Below are 15,331 nucleotides of genomic sequence, written 5' to 3' on the forward strand. Positions count from 1 at the left end.
AGGCGAGTGAGGCGTACGAAAGTACGCCGCAGCGAGCCGAACGCCGCGGATGGCCCCGTAGCGCACGAACCTGCACCCCGCTCCGCTCTACGGCTTCGGGCCGAACTTCAGGAGCACGCGGTTGCGACCGGTGCGCTTCGCCTCGTAGAGCGCCTCATCGGCCGCCGCGATGAGCTCCATGCCGGTCTGCACCGCGAGCTCGGGGTGCGCCGCGACGCCGACGCTGATCGTCGTCGGCATGCGAACGCCCTCGTGCTCGAAGACCGACCCCTCGATGAGCAGGCGCAGCCGCTCGCCGAGGATGCCCGCGTTCTCGAGCGCTACGCCGCGGCACAGGATGCCGAACTCTTCACCGCCGTAGCGCGCGAAGACGTCCTCGGTCCGCACCGTGTGGCTCGCGATCTTGGCGATCCTCGCAAGCACGTAGTCGCCGGCGAGGTGCCCGAAGGTGTCGTTGATCCTCTTGAAATGATCGACGTCGAACATGAGCAGCGACAGGTGCGCGCCGTGCCGCCGCGCATACGAGACCTCGGTCTCGAGCCGATCCAGGAAATACTTCTTGTTGAAGGCCTTGGTGAGGGCGTCGCGCAGCGCGGCGTCGTACATCTGCTGCTGAAACGACTCATCCAGGTGATCGTGGTAGGTGAACTTGAGGATGGTCGTCGAGCCCAGGCGGATCTTGTCGCCGTCGTGCAGGGCGAGGCGCGTGATGTGCTCGCCGTTCACCATCGTCCCGTTCGAGCTGTTGAGATCCTCGATCAGCACCTGGCTGTCCATCTGGAGGAGGCGCGCGTGGCGCCGCGAGATGCCGTCGTCGTTCAGCCGGATGGTCGCCCCGGATGCCCGGCCGATCACGATCTCGGCGCCCTCGACCCGGTACATCTCGCCGACGTTCGAGCCAGCGAGCACGATGAGGTAGGCGCGGTCCTTCGGCGAGCGCGCCGGGAGCTCCTTGTGGAGTTCCCCAACGTTGGCCACCCGCGTGGCCTCGAAGTCATCGTCGGGGAGGTAGCTGCCCATGCTCCCTGAGGATGATCCTAAATCCTTGAAATAGGTTCAAGCGGGAGGGCATGGCACAGGCGATGTTCCCTGTCGGGTAGGGTGCGTGACGGAGCGTCGCGCGAGGTTCGCGAGGTTCGAGCGTTTCCCACCACTTGCGCGTCACTCCCGACGGAGCGCTCCCGCGCACCTGCGCGCTCACGCAGCCCTGCCGAGCGGCACCACGACCTGCTCGACCCAGAGCTCGCCCGCTCGGAGCTCGATGAACGTCGCGTCGGCGTGCCCCGTGCCATACGCGGAGACGGCACCGCTCCGCACAAGCTCGCCAGGAGCGCGCGCACCGACGCGCACCAGGTCGACGTCACTCCGCATCGACGAGCACGGCGCTTCACCCACCGAGCCGACGTTGATGATGCGCACGCCGCCCACCATCCGATCGAACGGGACGTGGGAGCCACCACAGATCACGACATCCGCCGGATCGTCGCCGAGCAGGGAGAGCACCTCCTCATCCGTCATGTCGTGAGAGATCGGCTCGAGCGGATCCGCCGGGGAGCCATGGACCAGGACGAGCTCGCCGCCGTCCTCGAGCGGCAGGCGGTACGTCGGGGCGAGCCGCGCCAGCCGCGCAAGGATCAGCTCGCCGAGCTCGGTGCGCGTCTGGGACAGGCGATCGAGCCGCGCTCGCTCGTGCTCGCTCCGCGCCCTGACCTTGTCGAGGTCCAGCGTCGCCAGGGCGCGATCCGATACGCCCTGTACGCAAACCGCCTTGGCCTGGGTGAGCCGGCGCCACGTCTCGAGCGGCTTCGGGCCGGGAAAGCAGAGATCTCCGGCGACCAGGAGCTGGGTGTACCCTCGGCGCTCGGCCGTGGCCAGGACCGCCGCGAGCGCGTCGGCGTGGCCGTGAATATCCGAGACGCAGAGCAATCGCACCCGGCGAGCATAGGATCTGAGAGCGACGCCGCCAAGGCGCGAGGTGGGGCCAGGTCGCGATAAACCGGCGGTCGGGCCCTGCGGAACCGCCGTTCACGCCCCCACGGTCTTGCTAGCCTCCCGCCATGCAACAGGTCTCGAGGCTCCTGGAGATCGCGAGCGCGATCGATGAGCAACGCGTGAAGGACCGCGCGGAGCGGCTGTCGTCTCGGCTTCGTCCCGGGACGATGGCCTTCGCCATCGCGGCGCTCCTGACGGCCGCCTACCCCGCGATCGGCGCGATCATCGAGGCAAATCCGGACATCGTGGAGCGGCTCGCGGCGGAAGGCCACCAGACGGCCCGCGATCGCGCCACGTACCTGGCGCGGATCCGGAGCCGCGTCGGCGACGTCTCGGACACGGACCGCGTCCGGCGGGAGCTCCGGCGCGTGGCGCGCGAGGAGCGGATCCGCGTCGCGCTGCGCGAGCTGCTCCCGCCGTCGGCGGGCGGCGCGGACATCGACGTCACCGCGCGCGAGCTCACCGCGCTCGCCGAGGCCACGATCGAGGTCGCGCTCGCCGAGGCGATCTCCGCCGTGACCGCGCGCTTCGGAGAGCCACGCACCGCGACGGGCGCGCGCTCGAAGTTCGTCGTGCTCGGGATGGGGAAGCTCGGCGGCGACGAGCTCAACGCGGGCTCCGACGTGGATCTGATCTACCTCTACGACACGGACGACGGGCACGTGGGCCTCCCCGGCGACCGCGCCGTCTCGGTCACCCTGCACGACTTCTGGGCCCGCGTCGCGCGCCGCCTCACGTCGACGCTCGAGGAGGTCACGGAGGACGGCTTCGTCTGGCGCGTGGATCTCCGGCTCCGCCCCGAGGGCCGGAGCGGTCCGCTCGTCAACTCGCTGGCCGCCGCCGAGCGCTACTACGAGTCGTTCGGCCGCCTCTGGGAGCGCGCCGCGCTGCTCCGCGCCCGCGAGATCGCCGGCGATCTCGACTTTGGCGCCGAGGCGCTCGGGGTGCTCGGCCCGTTCGTGTGGCGGCGCCAGGTCGATCCGCAGCTCGCCGTCGACATGATCGAGCTCGTCGATCGCGCTCGCGCGGAGCTCCCGCACGACGCGTCGCGCGACCTGAAGCTCGGCCCGGGCGGGATCCGCGAGGCGGAGTTCTTCGTGCAAGCCCTGCAGCTCATCTGGGGCGGGCGCGAGCCCCGCGCGCGCGCGCAGGGCATGCTCGACGGCCTGCGGCGCATGCGCACCCTCGGGTACGTGACCGACCGGGAGGGGCGGGAGCTCGTGGAGGGCTACCTCGCGCTCCGGCGCGCGGAGCACGCCGTGCAGTCCGCGACCGGCGTGCAGACGCACCTCCTCCCCGACAGCGAGGCGGAGATCGCGCGCCTCGCGCGGACGCTGCGCTTCGAGGACGCCGCGGCGTTCCTGGCCGACACCGCGCAGCGCCGGGGGCGCATCAAGGCCCGGCTCCTGTCGCTCCTGCCGAAGGGGAGCGCCCGGCCGTCGCGGTGGATCGACGCGATGGCCGCGCTCGACCACGGCGATCGCGACGCGTTCGCCGAGGCGCTGGCGAAGCACGCTGTGCTCGTCCTCGGCGGCGAGCCGGCGGCCGCCGCCGGCGGCGCCGCCCCCGAGCTCGCCGCGCCGCCAGAGCCGCACGCCTCGCTGACGGCGCGCTTCCGCGACGTCGCCGACGATCTCTTCGAGCTGTCCCGCCACCCGGACGGCCTGCTCGGGGCGCGCAGCCGCGAGGCGTCCTCGTCCCTCGCGGAGACGCTGCTCGCCGCGGTCGTCGACGCCGCCGATCCGGAGCAGGCCGCGCGCTTTCTCCGGCTGTGCTTCTCCCGCATCAGGCACTCCTCCGTCTATGCGCGCATGCTCGGCGACGATCCTCGCGCGCTCCGCAGGCTCGTCGAGGCGCTCGGGTCGAGCGCGTTCATCGGCGACGCCATGGTGAGGTACCCCGAGCTCGTCGACGCCGTCCTGTTCGCGCGCGGCGCGCCGAGCGCCGAGCTGATCCGACACACGATCGAGGCCAGCCTCAGCGAGGCGTCGCCGGACGAGGATCCGGAGGAGGCGCTCATCGGGGCGCTCCGGCGCGCCAAGGCGCGCGTCACCATCGAGGTCGGCCTCGCCGACCTGAGCGGCGAGGTCGGCACGCGCGAGGCGACGCTCGCGCTCTCGGATCTGGCCGACGCGTCGCTCGATGCCGCGACGCGCTTCGCGCTGGGGACGCCGCCGGGCGAGCCCGTGCGAGGGCTCGCCGTGATCGCGATGGGCAAGCTCGGCGGCCGCGAGATCGGCTACGGCTCGGATCTGGACGTCTTCTTCCTGTTCGACCCGGCGTGTGCGCCGCCCGGTGAGCACGGGGCCGCGTCGGACCCGGGCACGTACTACGCGCGGCGCGCGCGGCAGATCATCCGGCTCATCTCCATGTCGCACGCGGCGGGCCCAGGCTACGAGCTCGACACGCGCCTGCGCCCATCGGGCAGCCAGGGGCTGCTCGTCACGTCCGTCGACTCGTTCGCTCGCTACCACGGCATCCGCCGCGCCGACGCGGCTTCCCCGGCGCTCGCGGAGCCGGAGTCGTCGCCCGGCGCGCGGCACATGCGCGCGGCGATCTGGGAGCGGCTCGCGCTGATCCGGGCGCGCGCGTCGGCCGGCGATCCCGAGCTCGGGGCGGAGGCGATCGCCATCGCGCACGAGGCCGCGTACCTCCAGGCGGACGATTTCGATCGGATCGCCGAGGAGATCCACAGGCTCCGGCTGCGCATGGAGCGCGAGCTCTCGCACGAGCGCCACGGCCGCCGCGACTTCAAGCTCGGGCGGGGCGGCCTCGCGGACATCGAGTTCTCGGTGCAGCTCCTGCAGATCCGGCACGGCGCCGATCCGCGCGTCAGGACCACCGAGACGCTCGCGGCGATCGACGCGCTCGCCGCGGCCGGACACCTGTCGGCCGAGCACGCCGAGACGTTCCGGGACGGCCACGCGTTCCTGCGCAAGCTGGAGCAACGGATCCGCATCGTCCACGCGGACGCCTCGCAGCTCCTCGAGGAGGACGCGCCAGGGGTCCCGACCCTCGCGCGTCGGACGGGCATCCGGGGCCGCACCGCGGCCGAGGCCGCGCGCGAGCTGCTCGCGCGCTACGGCGCGATCACCGAGCGCGTACGCCGGGCGTACGAGGCCATCGTCGCGGGCGGCGCGGCGTCTACCGGTGAGGCGAGCGAGGCGCGAGAGGCGAACACGGCGAGCGCAGGGGAAACGGGCGAAGACGAGCGCTGACGGTTGCCGTTGACCCTTGTCGGACGCGGTGGAATGCCAGGCGTTCCGATGACCACCCAGAGCGAGCAGAGCGCACGCCCGTCCGTCGGGCACCGTCATGTCACCGGGACGACCCCCCTCGATAGCCTCGTCGGCGCGCACCCGGGGACGCTGAGGCAGTTCTACGAGGCAGGGAAGCCGGCGGATCCGGCGGAGCTCGGCGATCTACCGCGAGGGCGCCTGCTCGCCCTGCAGCCGACGGCCGGGATCCACCTGGCGACGCGCCCGCTGATCACGGCGCTCGCGTCGCGCTGGATGCCCTGGAAAGGGAACGAGTTCGACCATGGCGGCAACTCCGGCACGAACGTGGTCTTCGGGAGCCGGGTGTGCCGCTTCAAGGCGCAGCTGATCCCTTCGGAGCTCGACGGCGAGCCGACGCTCGCGCTGACGTATGGCGAGAAGGCGTTCGGCAATCCCTGGCCGGTGAGCGCGGTTAAGGACGAGCTGAGGACCGTGGAGGCCGGGCTCGCGATCGGGCCGATGCTGCTGAAGTGGCACGAGCGGTGGCACGCTGTGCTCTGGTTCGGGCTGACCCGCGTCGATTCGCAGTAATCCGCCATCCCGGCCCGAAGCGGGCTCAGGCGAGCCGGAGGCGCGAGCGGCGCTCGTCGCGGGACCTCGCTCACGGCGCGATTGCGCGGAGCGCAGAGCCGAAAAGCAGCAACGCGCTCGTCACAAATCATCGATCCGTCAATCCTCCTTGTCATTGCGTCACGCACCATGTCGGACGCACGCAGATTCACTGTCCAGGCCGTCCGACCGCACGACACGCGTGTCCTTCGTGGACGCGGTAGTCAGAGGTATCAGGGCTCGCCCTAATAACCCATCGCTCCATTCCTGCTCTTTGCTGGACATACTTCCCGATTTCTACAGTCTGGCATACGATAGAGACTGGGCGGCAGCAGAGCACCTTTGCTCGCGTCGCCGGGAGGCTCGAAATGGTGACTTGGTCGGGCAAGGCGGGAGTCTTGATGGCTGCGATCGCTGTAGCACCGGGCGTCATGGCTGGCTGCTCCTGCGGAGATACCGGGGGCACTGCGCCCATCGCATCCGGCAGCGCGGGGCCTGGCGGCGCGGGGCCTGGCGGCGGGAGTGGAACTGGCGGTGGCTTCGGCGGCTTCCCGGCGATCGCCAGCGGGGGCGGTGTCGGAGGCGAAGGCGGCTGCGAGGGCCTCGAATGCCAGCAGGTCGAATGCGAGAACGGGGCGAAGACGACGGTGAGCGGCACCGTATACGACCCCTCGGGCAAACTGCCGCTCTACAACGTGATCGTCTACGTCCCCAATGCGCCGCTCGATCCCATCCCCGACGGCGCGACCTGCGATCAGTGCAGCGCGACGCTCTCCGGCTCACCCCTCGTGACGGCGCTGACCGATACGGAAGGAAAGTTCGTGCTGGAGGACGTGCCGGTCGGCGAGAACATCCCGCTCGTCGTGCAGGTGGGCAAATGGCGCCGCGAGATGACGCTCCCCGTGGTCTCGCGATGCGAGGACACCGCGACGGACGCCGGGATCATCCGGTTGCCGCGCAACCAATCGGAGGGGCACATCCCGAAGATCGCGCTCACGACGGGCGGCGCCGATCCGCTCGAGTGCTTGTTGCACAAGCTCGGGATCGATGAGAGCGAGTTCACGCCGGAGACCGGGACGGGACGGATCAACCTGTTCGCCGGCCGCGGTGACGACGATCACCCGGTGACGACGCGCTATGCGGATGGCCTGAATCAAGGCGTGGAGTTCACGCCGGCCACGAGCCTCTGGGGGACCGTCGATGCCCTGCGCCTGTACGACATGGTGATCCTCGCCTGCGAGGGCGACCCGCACCAGGAAGACAAACCCGGGCCCGCGCGCCAGGCCATGTTCGAATATACCTCGCTCGGCGGGCGCGTGTTTGCGTCCCACTGGCACAACGTCTGGCTGAAGAAGGGGCCGGCGCCGTTCCCGGACACGGCGGTCTGGGACAACGACGTCACGGACCCGGAGAGCCCTCTCACGGCGCTCGTGGACACCACGCTCCCGAAGGGGCAAGCCCTCGCGGAGTGGCTCGTCAATGTCGGCGCGTCGGACGTGCCCGGCGAGATCGTGATCAACGGCGCGCAGCATACGGTGAGCGACGTGACCGAAGACATCTCGACCCGGTGGATCTATTACAACGAGCCCGAGCCGGCCGGGGTCCAGTACTTCACATTCAACACGCCTGTCGACGTCCCAGAAGATCAGCAGTGCGGGCGTCTCGTGTTCACGGACATCCATGTCTCTGCGGCGGACCTCACGGGCCCGCCCTTCCCGGAGGGGTGCTCCACGGAGGAGCTGAGCGCTCAGGAGAAGGCGCTGCTCTTCATGCTGTTCGATCTGTCGTCCTGCATCGTGCCCGACGACGAGCCGCCGCCGATCCCCATCCCGCAGTGACCTGCCTCGCTCGCCTCCATCGGGCCGGCGCTCGTGCGCCGGCCTCGGAGCCCCGCCGGGGCTGAAGGACGCATGTCGGTATTCTCCTGAACTACGTCGTCTGCATCCCGAGCTGCCCCGCAAACGATCCTTGATGATGGGCGGAGAGCGTCTTCTCCGCTCGACCCGGCGAGCGCCGCGCGCCATCGGGCTTTGCCTTCGTGCCTCTCCGGGATGTCCTGTTGTTATCCGCCTCGCCTGATCGCGGGAGACCGCGAGCCGGGGAGCATTTGTGCTCCATTGCGCGCGGGCCGGCGGCGGGGCACGCTGCCGCGCTGCGCAGTCATTCGCCGCCCTGCCCTCCGTGTGCGCCTCGGAGATATCGATTGAGCAGAGGGAGCAGACGGAAGCGTACGAAGACGACAATCATGACGACAGCCGAGACAAGAGGCTGTCGCGGTGGGAAGCACCACGCAGATACGGAATGTCATCCATGCGTGGTCCGGGGATCCTGCTAGGATGAATCTCGCCCGCAGTGCGGGGTTACATCTGGAGCCTGGGTCGCTGGTCTTCGGCTCGGCAGAAGGAACATTCCTACGATGGTCCAGCATCGCCCTACGTCAGCGGCTGCATATCGGGCCATCGAGCGCTGGCTTCGCGAGGGCGCTCGCGCTCCGCGCTCGCGCGGGGCGTCGCAGGAGACCGGGCGCACGGAGGCGCTTCCGCTGCAGGGCGAGATGGGGGGGATGTGCGGAGTGATGGAGGGCGATGAAGTTCAGGTCTGTCCTGCGCCGCCGCCGTCCTCGCGCCGGTACCTGTTCGGCCGGCGCGGCGACGCGGGCTGCGCGCTCTGCGCGCGGCGCGCGCGGTCGACGGTGCCAGGCCTCGGCGGGGCGCCGTATCCCTTCCTGACCGCCACCTGGGTGGTCCTCATGGTCGGTGAGCCGCTGCCGCCACCGCCCTGAGCGCGCCCAGGCGCGGCGTCGTGCGCGACGGCCGAGCATCTGCCGGCGCCCTCTTGGGATGTTTGGGATGGGATGCGATGGGAAAGGTGCGGCTGGGCGCTCCGCGGCGAGCGGCGCGCCCGACGCTGCAGCTCAGCTGGCCGCCGACCGCTTGCTGGCGGTCGCGCGCTTCTGCCCCGCCCTCTGCGCGCCCGGCTGCGCCGCCTTCGTCCGCCGCGCTGCTCCGCGCCCGGCGCGGGCGCTGGCCGACGGCTTCCTCATCGCTGCTGCGCGCTGCGGCGCCGCGCGCTTCGCGCCCGCTGCGCGCTTCGCGCCCGCCGCGCGCGTCGTCTTGCGCCCGCCGGCCGGCGTCGCCCCGGCTGAGCTCCGGCCGCGCCCCGCCGCGCTACCGGTGGTGGTCCGCTTCCTCGTCGTGGCCGCCCTCTTGGCCGCGCCGCTCTGCTGCCGGCTCGTCTGTCCGGCGGTCGTCTTCCTCGGCGCGCTGCTGGTCTTCTTCTTCTGCGCCGCCGCGGTGCTCCGCGCCGTGCCCGGCCGCGCCGCGGCGCTCGCTCCTGCCTTGCTCGCTCCCTTCTTCGCCCGGGTCACCCGCCGGGTCGACGAAGCGGCCATCCGTGCGCCGGCAGCGGACTTCGTCCGCCTGCGCGGCGCCTTCTGACCCGCCTCGCCCTGGGATATCGCGGGCGCAGCTTGCTCGCGCTCGCTGCTCTGGACCCGCTTCCTCTGCTTGGACGTATCCTTTGCTGTCTCGCCTCTCGGCATTGAGCCCTCCCCCCGAGCTCTCTCGACATGAGCTCGCTCGTGGACTCATGGTGCCACAGCCTTCCCTCTTTCCCGGTCGGAAAGTCGGCGGGAAGCACCGGAATCGAAATCAGGATCTGCTGTAGCCAACCCCGGCGGAAGCGCCTATTGCGCGTCAGGCGCTCGGCAAATCCGCGCTCCAGACCCACGCGGAGGAGCCGCGGGCGCGGCGAGCCCCACGCCCGCGCGAGGCCCTCTCCCCTCGCGCCGCCATCGCGCCCCGCGCCGCGCGTCAGAAGCAGGTGCCGCCGCCGCAGCTCCTGCCCACGCAGCGCAGCAGCTGCAACGTCTCCGGGCTGTGGATGCACTGGAACCCGCAGACAGCGGGGCCGCTCCCCTCGTCGAGGCAGCCGAAGAAGCACGCCACGTCGTCCGCGCAGGCGGGGCTCAGCAGGCACTGGTTCAGCTCCGCGCAGCAGCTCTCGGCCACGCATCCTCCGCACCCCGTCCCGTCCGATGGGCAAGCGGGGCCGCCGCAGAGGCCGTTCTGGCAGCTGCCGTTGCAGCACTCGCCGGAGTCCGCGCACGGCTGGCCGTCGCGCGTGCACGGGGGCCGGCAGACGCCGTCCTCGCACGCGCCGCTGCAGCACGCCTCGCCGGACGCGCAGCGGCGGCCGTCTGCGGCGCACTCGACGCAGACCAGGCCGCAGAGCTCGGGGACCTCGCCGACGCAGATCGCGTCCCAGCTGGTGGTGCAGCAGAACGGGTCGAACTGGCAGAGCGCCGCCGCGCACCCGCCGCAGTCCGCTGCGAGCGGCGCGCCGATCTCGCAGGGCGCGTGCGAGCACGCCGCGCCCCCGCACACGCCCTGCTCGCAGACGCCGGAGCAGCACGCATCGGCCGAGCCGCACGCGACCCCGTCCGAGCTGCACCCGCCGCAGATGCCCGCGTTGCAGCGCCCGGTGCAGCAGTCCGCGCTCTGGCCGCACATGGAGCCGTCGGGCGCGCACGCCTCGGCGCAGACGCCCGCGATGCAGGCGCCGCTGCAGCACACGTCGCCCGCGCTGCAGCGCGCGCCGTTCGGGATGCACGGCGCGCGGCATGCGCCCTCCACGCAGCTCAGCGAGCAGCACTCCCCCGCGGACCCGCACGCGCTCCCGTCCTGGAAGCAGCCCCGCCCGCAGGCCCCGCCCATGCAGACCCCGGCGCAGCACTCCGCCGCGCTCTGGCACGGCGCCCCGTCGGCGGAGCAGCCCTGCCCGCAGAGCCCGTCGGTGCACAGGCCGGCGCAGCAGTCGCCCGGGGCGGCGCACGGCGCGCCGTCCCGCGCGCAGCTGTCGCCGCCGCAGATCCCCTGTGCGCACATGGCGCTGCAACAGTCCGCCGCGCCCTGGCAGGGGAGCCCGTCCTCCTGGCACACCGGCGGGTCCGGGGGCGGCGCGTCAGGGGCGCCCCCCGCGCCCACGAGCTCGGGCAGCCCGACGAGCTGCTCTCGGGAGCCGCACCCGAGGGCCAGCGCCGCGAGGACCACGAGCACGAGGAACACGAGGAGGGAGCGCGCTCGGAAAAGCACGGCGCCGAGGCTAACACGGGGGCAGTTCACGACGGGCGGGCGTGGCGGTGGGGCAACGGCGGGGACGTGGGGAAGTGGAGATAGAGATGTCGAACGGAAGCGGCGAAGCGGCGCCGCCGGGGCGGGAGACCTCGGCGGCCCGCCGAACGTGCGGACCCGAGGCGGCTTCCGATGCTACACTCGCGAGCGTGTCGTTGAAGATCGACCAGGATCACGGGCGCTTCCGTCAGATCGTTCGCGGCCGCATCCGCGAGAACCTGCGCAAGTACATCTCGCAGGGCGAGCTCATCGGACGAAAGGGGAAGGACCTCGTCTCGATTCCCATCCCTCAGATCGACATCCCGCGCTTCCGCTTCGGCGACAAGCAGCGCGGCGGCGTCGGGCAGGGCGACGGCAACCCCGGCGATCCCGTGGGGGGCTCGGACGACAAGCAGCCCGGCCAGGGGCAGGCGGGCAGCGGCGAGGGGGACCACCTCCTCGAGGTCGACGTCACGCTCGAGGAGCTCGCCGGCATCCTCGGCGAGGAGCTCGAGCTGCCCGACATCCAGGACAAGGGCAAGAGCAAGATCTCGAACGCCCACGATCGCTACTCCGGCATCCGCAGGGTGGGCCCCGAGTCGCTGCGCCACTTCAAGCGGACGTACCGCGAGGCGCTGAAGCGGATGATCTCGAGCGGGACGTTCCGCCCGACGGCGCCCGTCGTCGTTCCTGTCCCGGACGACAAGCGGTACCGCTCGTGGAAGACGATCACCGAGCCCGTCGCGAACGCGGTCATCATCTACATGATGGACGTCTCCGGGTCGATGGGCGACGAGCAGAAGGAGATCGTGCGCATCGAGTCGTTCTGGATCGATGCGTGGCTGACCCGCCAGTACAAGGGCCTCGAGTCGCGCTTCATCATCCACGACGCGATCGCCCGCGAGGTCGACCGGGACACGTTCTTCCACACGCGCGAGTCCGGCGGCACGATGATCTCGAGCGCCTACAAGCTCTGCTCGCAGATCATCGACAACGACTACCCGCCGGACGAGTGGAACATCTATCCGTTCCACTTCTCCGACGGCGACAACTGGTCGATGGACGACACGCTCTCCTGCGTGGACGTGCTCAAGACCCAGATCCTGCCGCGGGTCAACATGTTCGCCTACGGGCAGGTCGAGAGCCCGTACGGCTCGGGCCAGTTCATCAAGGATCTGAAAGAGCACTTCTCGCAGGACGATCGGGTGGTGGTGAGCGAGATCAGGGACAAGGACGCCATCGTGGGCAGCATCAAGGATTTCCTGGGGAAGGGGAAGTAGAGCGGTATGAGCAAGTTCGCCCTGAACACCGCGCTTCCCCGCTACCTGCGCACCGAGAAGGAGCGCATCGAGAAGATCGCCCAGGACTACGGGCTCGACTTCTTCCCCGTCATCTTCGAGATGCTGACGTACGACCAGATGAACGAGATCGCCGCGTACGGCGGCTTCCCGAGCCGCTACCCGCACTGGCGGTTCGGCATGGAGTACGAGCAGCTCTCGAAGAGCTACGAGTATGGCCTCTCGAAGATCTACGAGATGGTCATCAACAACAACCCTTCGTACGCCTACCTGCTCGAGGGCAACTCGCTCACCGACCAGAAGCTCGTCATGGCGCACGTGTACGCGCACGTCGACTTCTTCAAGAACAACTTCTGCTTCCGGTCCACCGATCTCGACCATCGCGGCCCGATCGTCGACCCCGTGCGGAAGACCGAGGCCTACGATCCGGACCGCAAGTGGATCGACAAGATGGCGAACCACGGCGCGCGCGTGTCGCGCCACATCGAGCGCTACGGCATCAACAAGGTCGAGGCGTTCGTCGACCACTGCCTCTCGCTCGAGAACCTGATCGACCCGTGGGCCCCCTTCACCGGCCGTCCTGTGGCCAAGGAGGACGAGGAGCCCACGGAGGAGCCGATGGACACCTACAAGCTCCGGGCCAAGGAGTACATGGACTCCTTCATCAACCCGGAGGAGATCCTCGCGGCGCAGCGGAAGAAGCGGCAGGACCAGAAGAAGCCGGAGCGCAAGGTGCCGGAGCGCCCGGAGCGCGACGTGCTCAAGTTCCTGCTCGACCACGCGCCGCTCGATCGGTGGGAGCGCGACGTGCTCGAGATCATCCGCGAGGAGACCTACTACTTCGTCCCCCAGCGCCAGACGAAGATCATGAACGAGGGGTGGGCCTCGTACTGGCACTCGAAGATGATGACCGAGAAGGTCCTCGATGCGTCGGAGATCATTGACTACGCCGAGAACAACGCCGGTGTCATGGCGACGGCGCCGGGGCGCTTCAACCCCTACAAGGTCGGCGTGGAGCTCTATCGCTACATCGAGGAGCGATGGAACAAGGGCCGCTTCGGCCGCGAGTGGGAGGAGTGCGCGGACCTCGACGCGAAGCGCACCTGGGACATGCGGCTCGGCCTCGGCCGCGAGAAGATCTTCCAGGTGCGCGCGCTCTACAACGACGTGACCTTCATCGACGAGTTCCTGACGCCGGAGTTCGTGATCGAGCAGAAGATGTACACGTTCGGCTTCTCGGGGCGGAACGACAGGTTCGAGATCGAGAGCCGCGAGTTCAAGGAGGTGAAGGAGAAGCTCCTCTTCCAGCTGACGAACTTCGGCGACCCGTACATCCGTGTCGTTGACGCCAACTACGGCAACCGGGGAGAGCTCCTGCTCGAGCACGTGCACGGCGGCTTCGACCTCCGCGCCGACTACGCGCGCGAGACGCTCGTGGCGCTCGTCCGGTGCTGGAAGCGGCCGGTCGGCGTGGCGACGAAGATGGATAACAAGCCTGTGCTGCTCCGGTACGACGGCAAGGAGCACGCGATGACCCCGTACAAGCTGTGAGCGCCAGCGGAGCGATCCGCCGGCTCGGCGTCCTGCTCGCGCTCGCCGGCTGCGCCCCTGGGGCGCCGGCGTCGCGCTCGCCGGCGCCGGCGCCGCGACCATCGGCGGAGGCCCCTGCGCCGTCTGCCCGGCTCGATCCGCCGGCGAACGCGGCGCCCGCGCCGCCTCCGGGGAGCGGCGCTGCCGCGGGCGCGGCGGGCGCGCCGGTCGGCTCGGGCGTCCCGCTCGACGCGCCGTCCACCAGCGAGGCAGCGGCGGCGAGCCCTCCTCCGCGCGTCGCGCGCGGCACCGGCACGCCGGCGGACAGGAAGCTCGAAGAGGGCGACGCCGCCTATGCGAACGGCGATTTCGCCGCTGCCGAGAGGGCCTATCGCGCGGCCGCGCAGCTCGACAAGAAGGACGCTGCGGCGATCGTCGGCACCCAGCGCGCGGCGATCGCCAGGGCAGGCGTGTCTACCGACTACAACGGGGCGCCGGGCGACAGGACGCTGCTCGCCGCGCTCCCGGAGCTGAAGCGCGCGGTGACGCTCGAGCCTGACCACGCGCTCGCGCACCTCGAGCTCGGCCGCACTCTCCTTGTCCTCGGCCGGGCCGACGCGGCGCTCGGTGAGCTGACACGTGCCGCAGAGCTCGCCCCGAGCGACGCCGAGGCACACTCCGCGCTCGGCGTCGCGCACCTCGCGCTCGGCGACCTGCAAGACGCCGTCCGCGAGCTGACGAGGGCCGCGGAGCTCGCCCCCGGGGACACGGAGCGGCAGGCGAACCTCGGGACAGCGCTCCTGGCGGCGGGGAGGACGGCCGACGCGATCCGCGCTTACGAGCGCGCCGCGAGGCTCTCGCCGGCGGATGCGCGCCTGCAGAACGACCTCGGGACGGCGCTCCTCGCCGCGAACGATCCCGCGCGCGCCGTTCCGCACCTCGAGGCGGCTGTGGCGCGCGATCCGGCGCGCGCCACGTACCGATCGAACCTCGGGTATGCGTACCACCTCCGCGGCGACCTGCAGAAGGCGACCGCGCTCTACCGCGAGGCGCTCAAGCTCGACGACAAGCTCGGGAGCGCCTGGATCAACCTGGGCAACGCGCTGGCGCAGTCGGGCCAGCTGAAGGACGCGCGCGCAGCGTACGAGAAGGCGCGCGCGGTCGATCCCACGGATCCGCGTGTGAAGGCGGTGATGGACGAGCTCGACGCCGTCGAGCGGCGCGGCGCTCCGCCGCGGTGACGCCGAGGCGCCGATCGCGTGCGCCACAGCGGCGCTGCGCGGCGCCAGCCCTCGGCCAGGCCGCGCTGCGCGCCGCGCTCGGGAGGCGGCGCGCAGCCGCGTCGGGAAGCGCAACGGTGAACACACGCGGCCTGCATGGATGATTGTCAAGCTCAATCGCTGCCATGGCCGACCTCGTGCGTTTTGGGGCCGCTCGCGCCGCTCGCGCCGAAGGTGAGGGCGCTCGGTCGAGCGGTGCTCAGCAGCAGGACGAGGGCTGCGGGACCATCGATGTTGTGAAGCGCTCCCGGACGCCAGACGACACCCGGCGCCAGCCGCGAGCGCTCGCCCGG

The 15,331-nt window shown here is 70.8% G+C and carries 11 protein-coding genes; 8 read left to right on the plus strand and 3 right to left on the minus strand.

The window, feature by feature from the left end:
• Positions 1-87: 87 nt before the first annotated feature.
• Entirely contained in the window at positions 88-1,020 is a 933-nt protein-coding gene (locus WME79_RS09605; protein WP_437534402.1) for a diguanylate cyclase, read from the minus strand.
• Positions 1,021-1,197: 177 nt separating this feature from the next.
• On the minus strand, positions 1,198-1,932 hold the full coding sequence (locus WME79_RS09610) for a metallophosphoesterase family protein (RefSeq protein WP_437534403.1): 735 nt from the start codon (positions 1,930-1,932) through the stop codon (positions 1,198-1,200).
• Positions 1,933-2,057: 125 nt separating this feature from the next.
• Here WME79_RS09610 and glnE point away from each other — a divergent pair, with 125 nt between their 5' ends.
• The 5 genes from glnE to WME79_RS09635 all read left to right on the plus strand — a co-directional run bounded on the left by glnE (position 2,058) and on the right by WME79_RS09635 (position 9,256).
• Entirely contained in the window at positions 2,058-5,210 is a 3,153-nt protein-coding gene (glnE, locus tag WME79_RS09615) for a bifunctional [glutamate--ammonia ligase]-adenylyl-L-tyrosine phosphorylase/[glutamate--ammonia-ligase] adenylyltransferase (protein ID WP_437534404.1), read from the plus strand.
• 48 nt (positions 5,211-5,258) lie between these two features.
• Entirely contained in the window at positions 5,259-5,801 is a 543-nt protein-coding gene (locus WME79_RS09620) for a hypothetical protein (protein ID WP_437534405.1), read from the plus strand.
• A 419-nt stretch (positions 5,802-6,220) separates the two neighbouring features.
• Entirely contained in the window at positions 6,221-7,657 is a 1,437-nt protein-coding gene (locus WME79_RS09625) for a carboxypeptidase-like regulatory domain-containing protein (protein ID WP_437534406.1), read from the plus strand.
• A gap of 578 nt (positions 7,658-8,235) precedes the next feature.
• Positions 8,236-8,601, plus strand: coding sequence for a hypothetical protein (locus WME79_RS09630; RefSeq protein WP_437534407.1), 366 nt, complete (start codon positions 8,236-8,238; stop codon positions 8,599-8,601).
• A 67-nt stretch (positions 8,602-8,668) separates the two neighbouring features.
• Positions 8,669-9,256, plus strand: a complete 588-nt coding sequence (locus WME79_RS09635; RefSeq protein ID WP_437534408.1) for a hypothetical protein — start codon at positions 8,669-8,671, stop codon at positions 9,254-9,256.
• 375 nt (positions 9,257-9,631) lie between these two features.
• Here the strand turns inward: WME79_RS09635 and WME79_RS09640 are convergent, their stop codons facing one another.
• A complete protein-coding gene (locus WME79_RS09640; protein WP_437534409.1) occupies positions 9,632-10,912 on the minus strand; it encodes a hypothetical protein in 1,281 nt (426 codons plus the stop codon).
• Positions 10,913-11,100: 188 nt separating this feature from the next.
• Here WME79_RS09640 and WME79_RS09645 point away from each other — a divergent pair, with 188 nt between their 5' ends.
• From WME79_RS09645 to WME79_RS09655, 3 genes are read left to right on the plus strand one after another with little or no spacing between them, the layout of a single operon-like run.
• Entirely contained in the window at positions 11,101-12,210 is a 1,110-nt protein-coding gene (locus tag WME79_RS09645; protein WP_272101451.1) for a DUF444 family protein, read from the plus strand.
• A 6-nt stretch (positions 12,211-12,216) separates the two neighbouring features.
• Positions 12,217-13,779 (plus strand): SpoVR family protein, encoded by a 1,563-nt coding sequence (locus tag WME79_RS09650; protein WP_437534410.1) that lies wholly within the window; start codon positions 12,217-12,219, stop codon positions 13,777-13,779.
• Positions 13,776-14,999, plus strand: a complete 1,224-nt coding sequence (locus WME79_RS09655; RefSeq protein WP_437534411.1) for a tetratricopeptide repeat protein — start codon at positions 13,776-13,778, stop codon at positions 14,997-14,999. Before WME79_RS09650 ends, WME79_RS09655 begins: the two co-directional genes overlap by 4 nt.
• Positions 15,000-15,331 lie beyond the last annotated feature (332 nt).

The organism is Sorangium sp. So ce726 (assembly GCF_051521405.1).
GTDB lineage: Bacteria > Myxococcota_A > Polyangia > Polyangiales > Polyangiaceae > Sorangium.

Coding starts and splice junctions, on each gene's coding strand:
- WME79_RS09605 (WP_437534402.1), bottom strand. CDS start 1,020: ATGGGCAGCTACCTCCCCGACGATGACTTCGAGGCCACGCGGGTGGCC.
- glnE (WP_437534404.1), top strand. CDS start 2,058: ATGCAACAGGTCTCGAGGCTCCTGGAGATCGCGAGCGCGATCGATGAG.
- WME79_RS09620 (WP_437534405.1), top strand. CDS start 5,259: ATGACCACCCAGAGCGAGCAGAGCGCACGCCCGTCCGTCGGGCACCGT.
- WME79_RS09625 (WP_437534406.1), top strand. CDS start 6,221: ATGGCTGCGATCGCTGTAGCACCGGGCGTCATGGCTGGCTGCTCCTGC.
- WME79_RS09630 (WP_437534407.1), top strand. CDS start 8,236: ATGGTCCAGCATCGCCCTACGTCAGCGGCTGCATATCGGGCCATCGAG.
- WME79_RS09635 (WP_437534408.1), top strand. CDS start 8,669: ATGGGATGCGATGGGAAAGGTGCGGCTGGGCGCTCCGCGGCGAGCGGC.
- WME79_RS09650 (WP_437534410.1), top strand. CDS start 12,217: ATGAGCAAGTTCGCCCTGAACACCGCGCTTCCCCGCTACCTGCGCACC.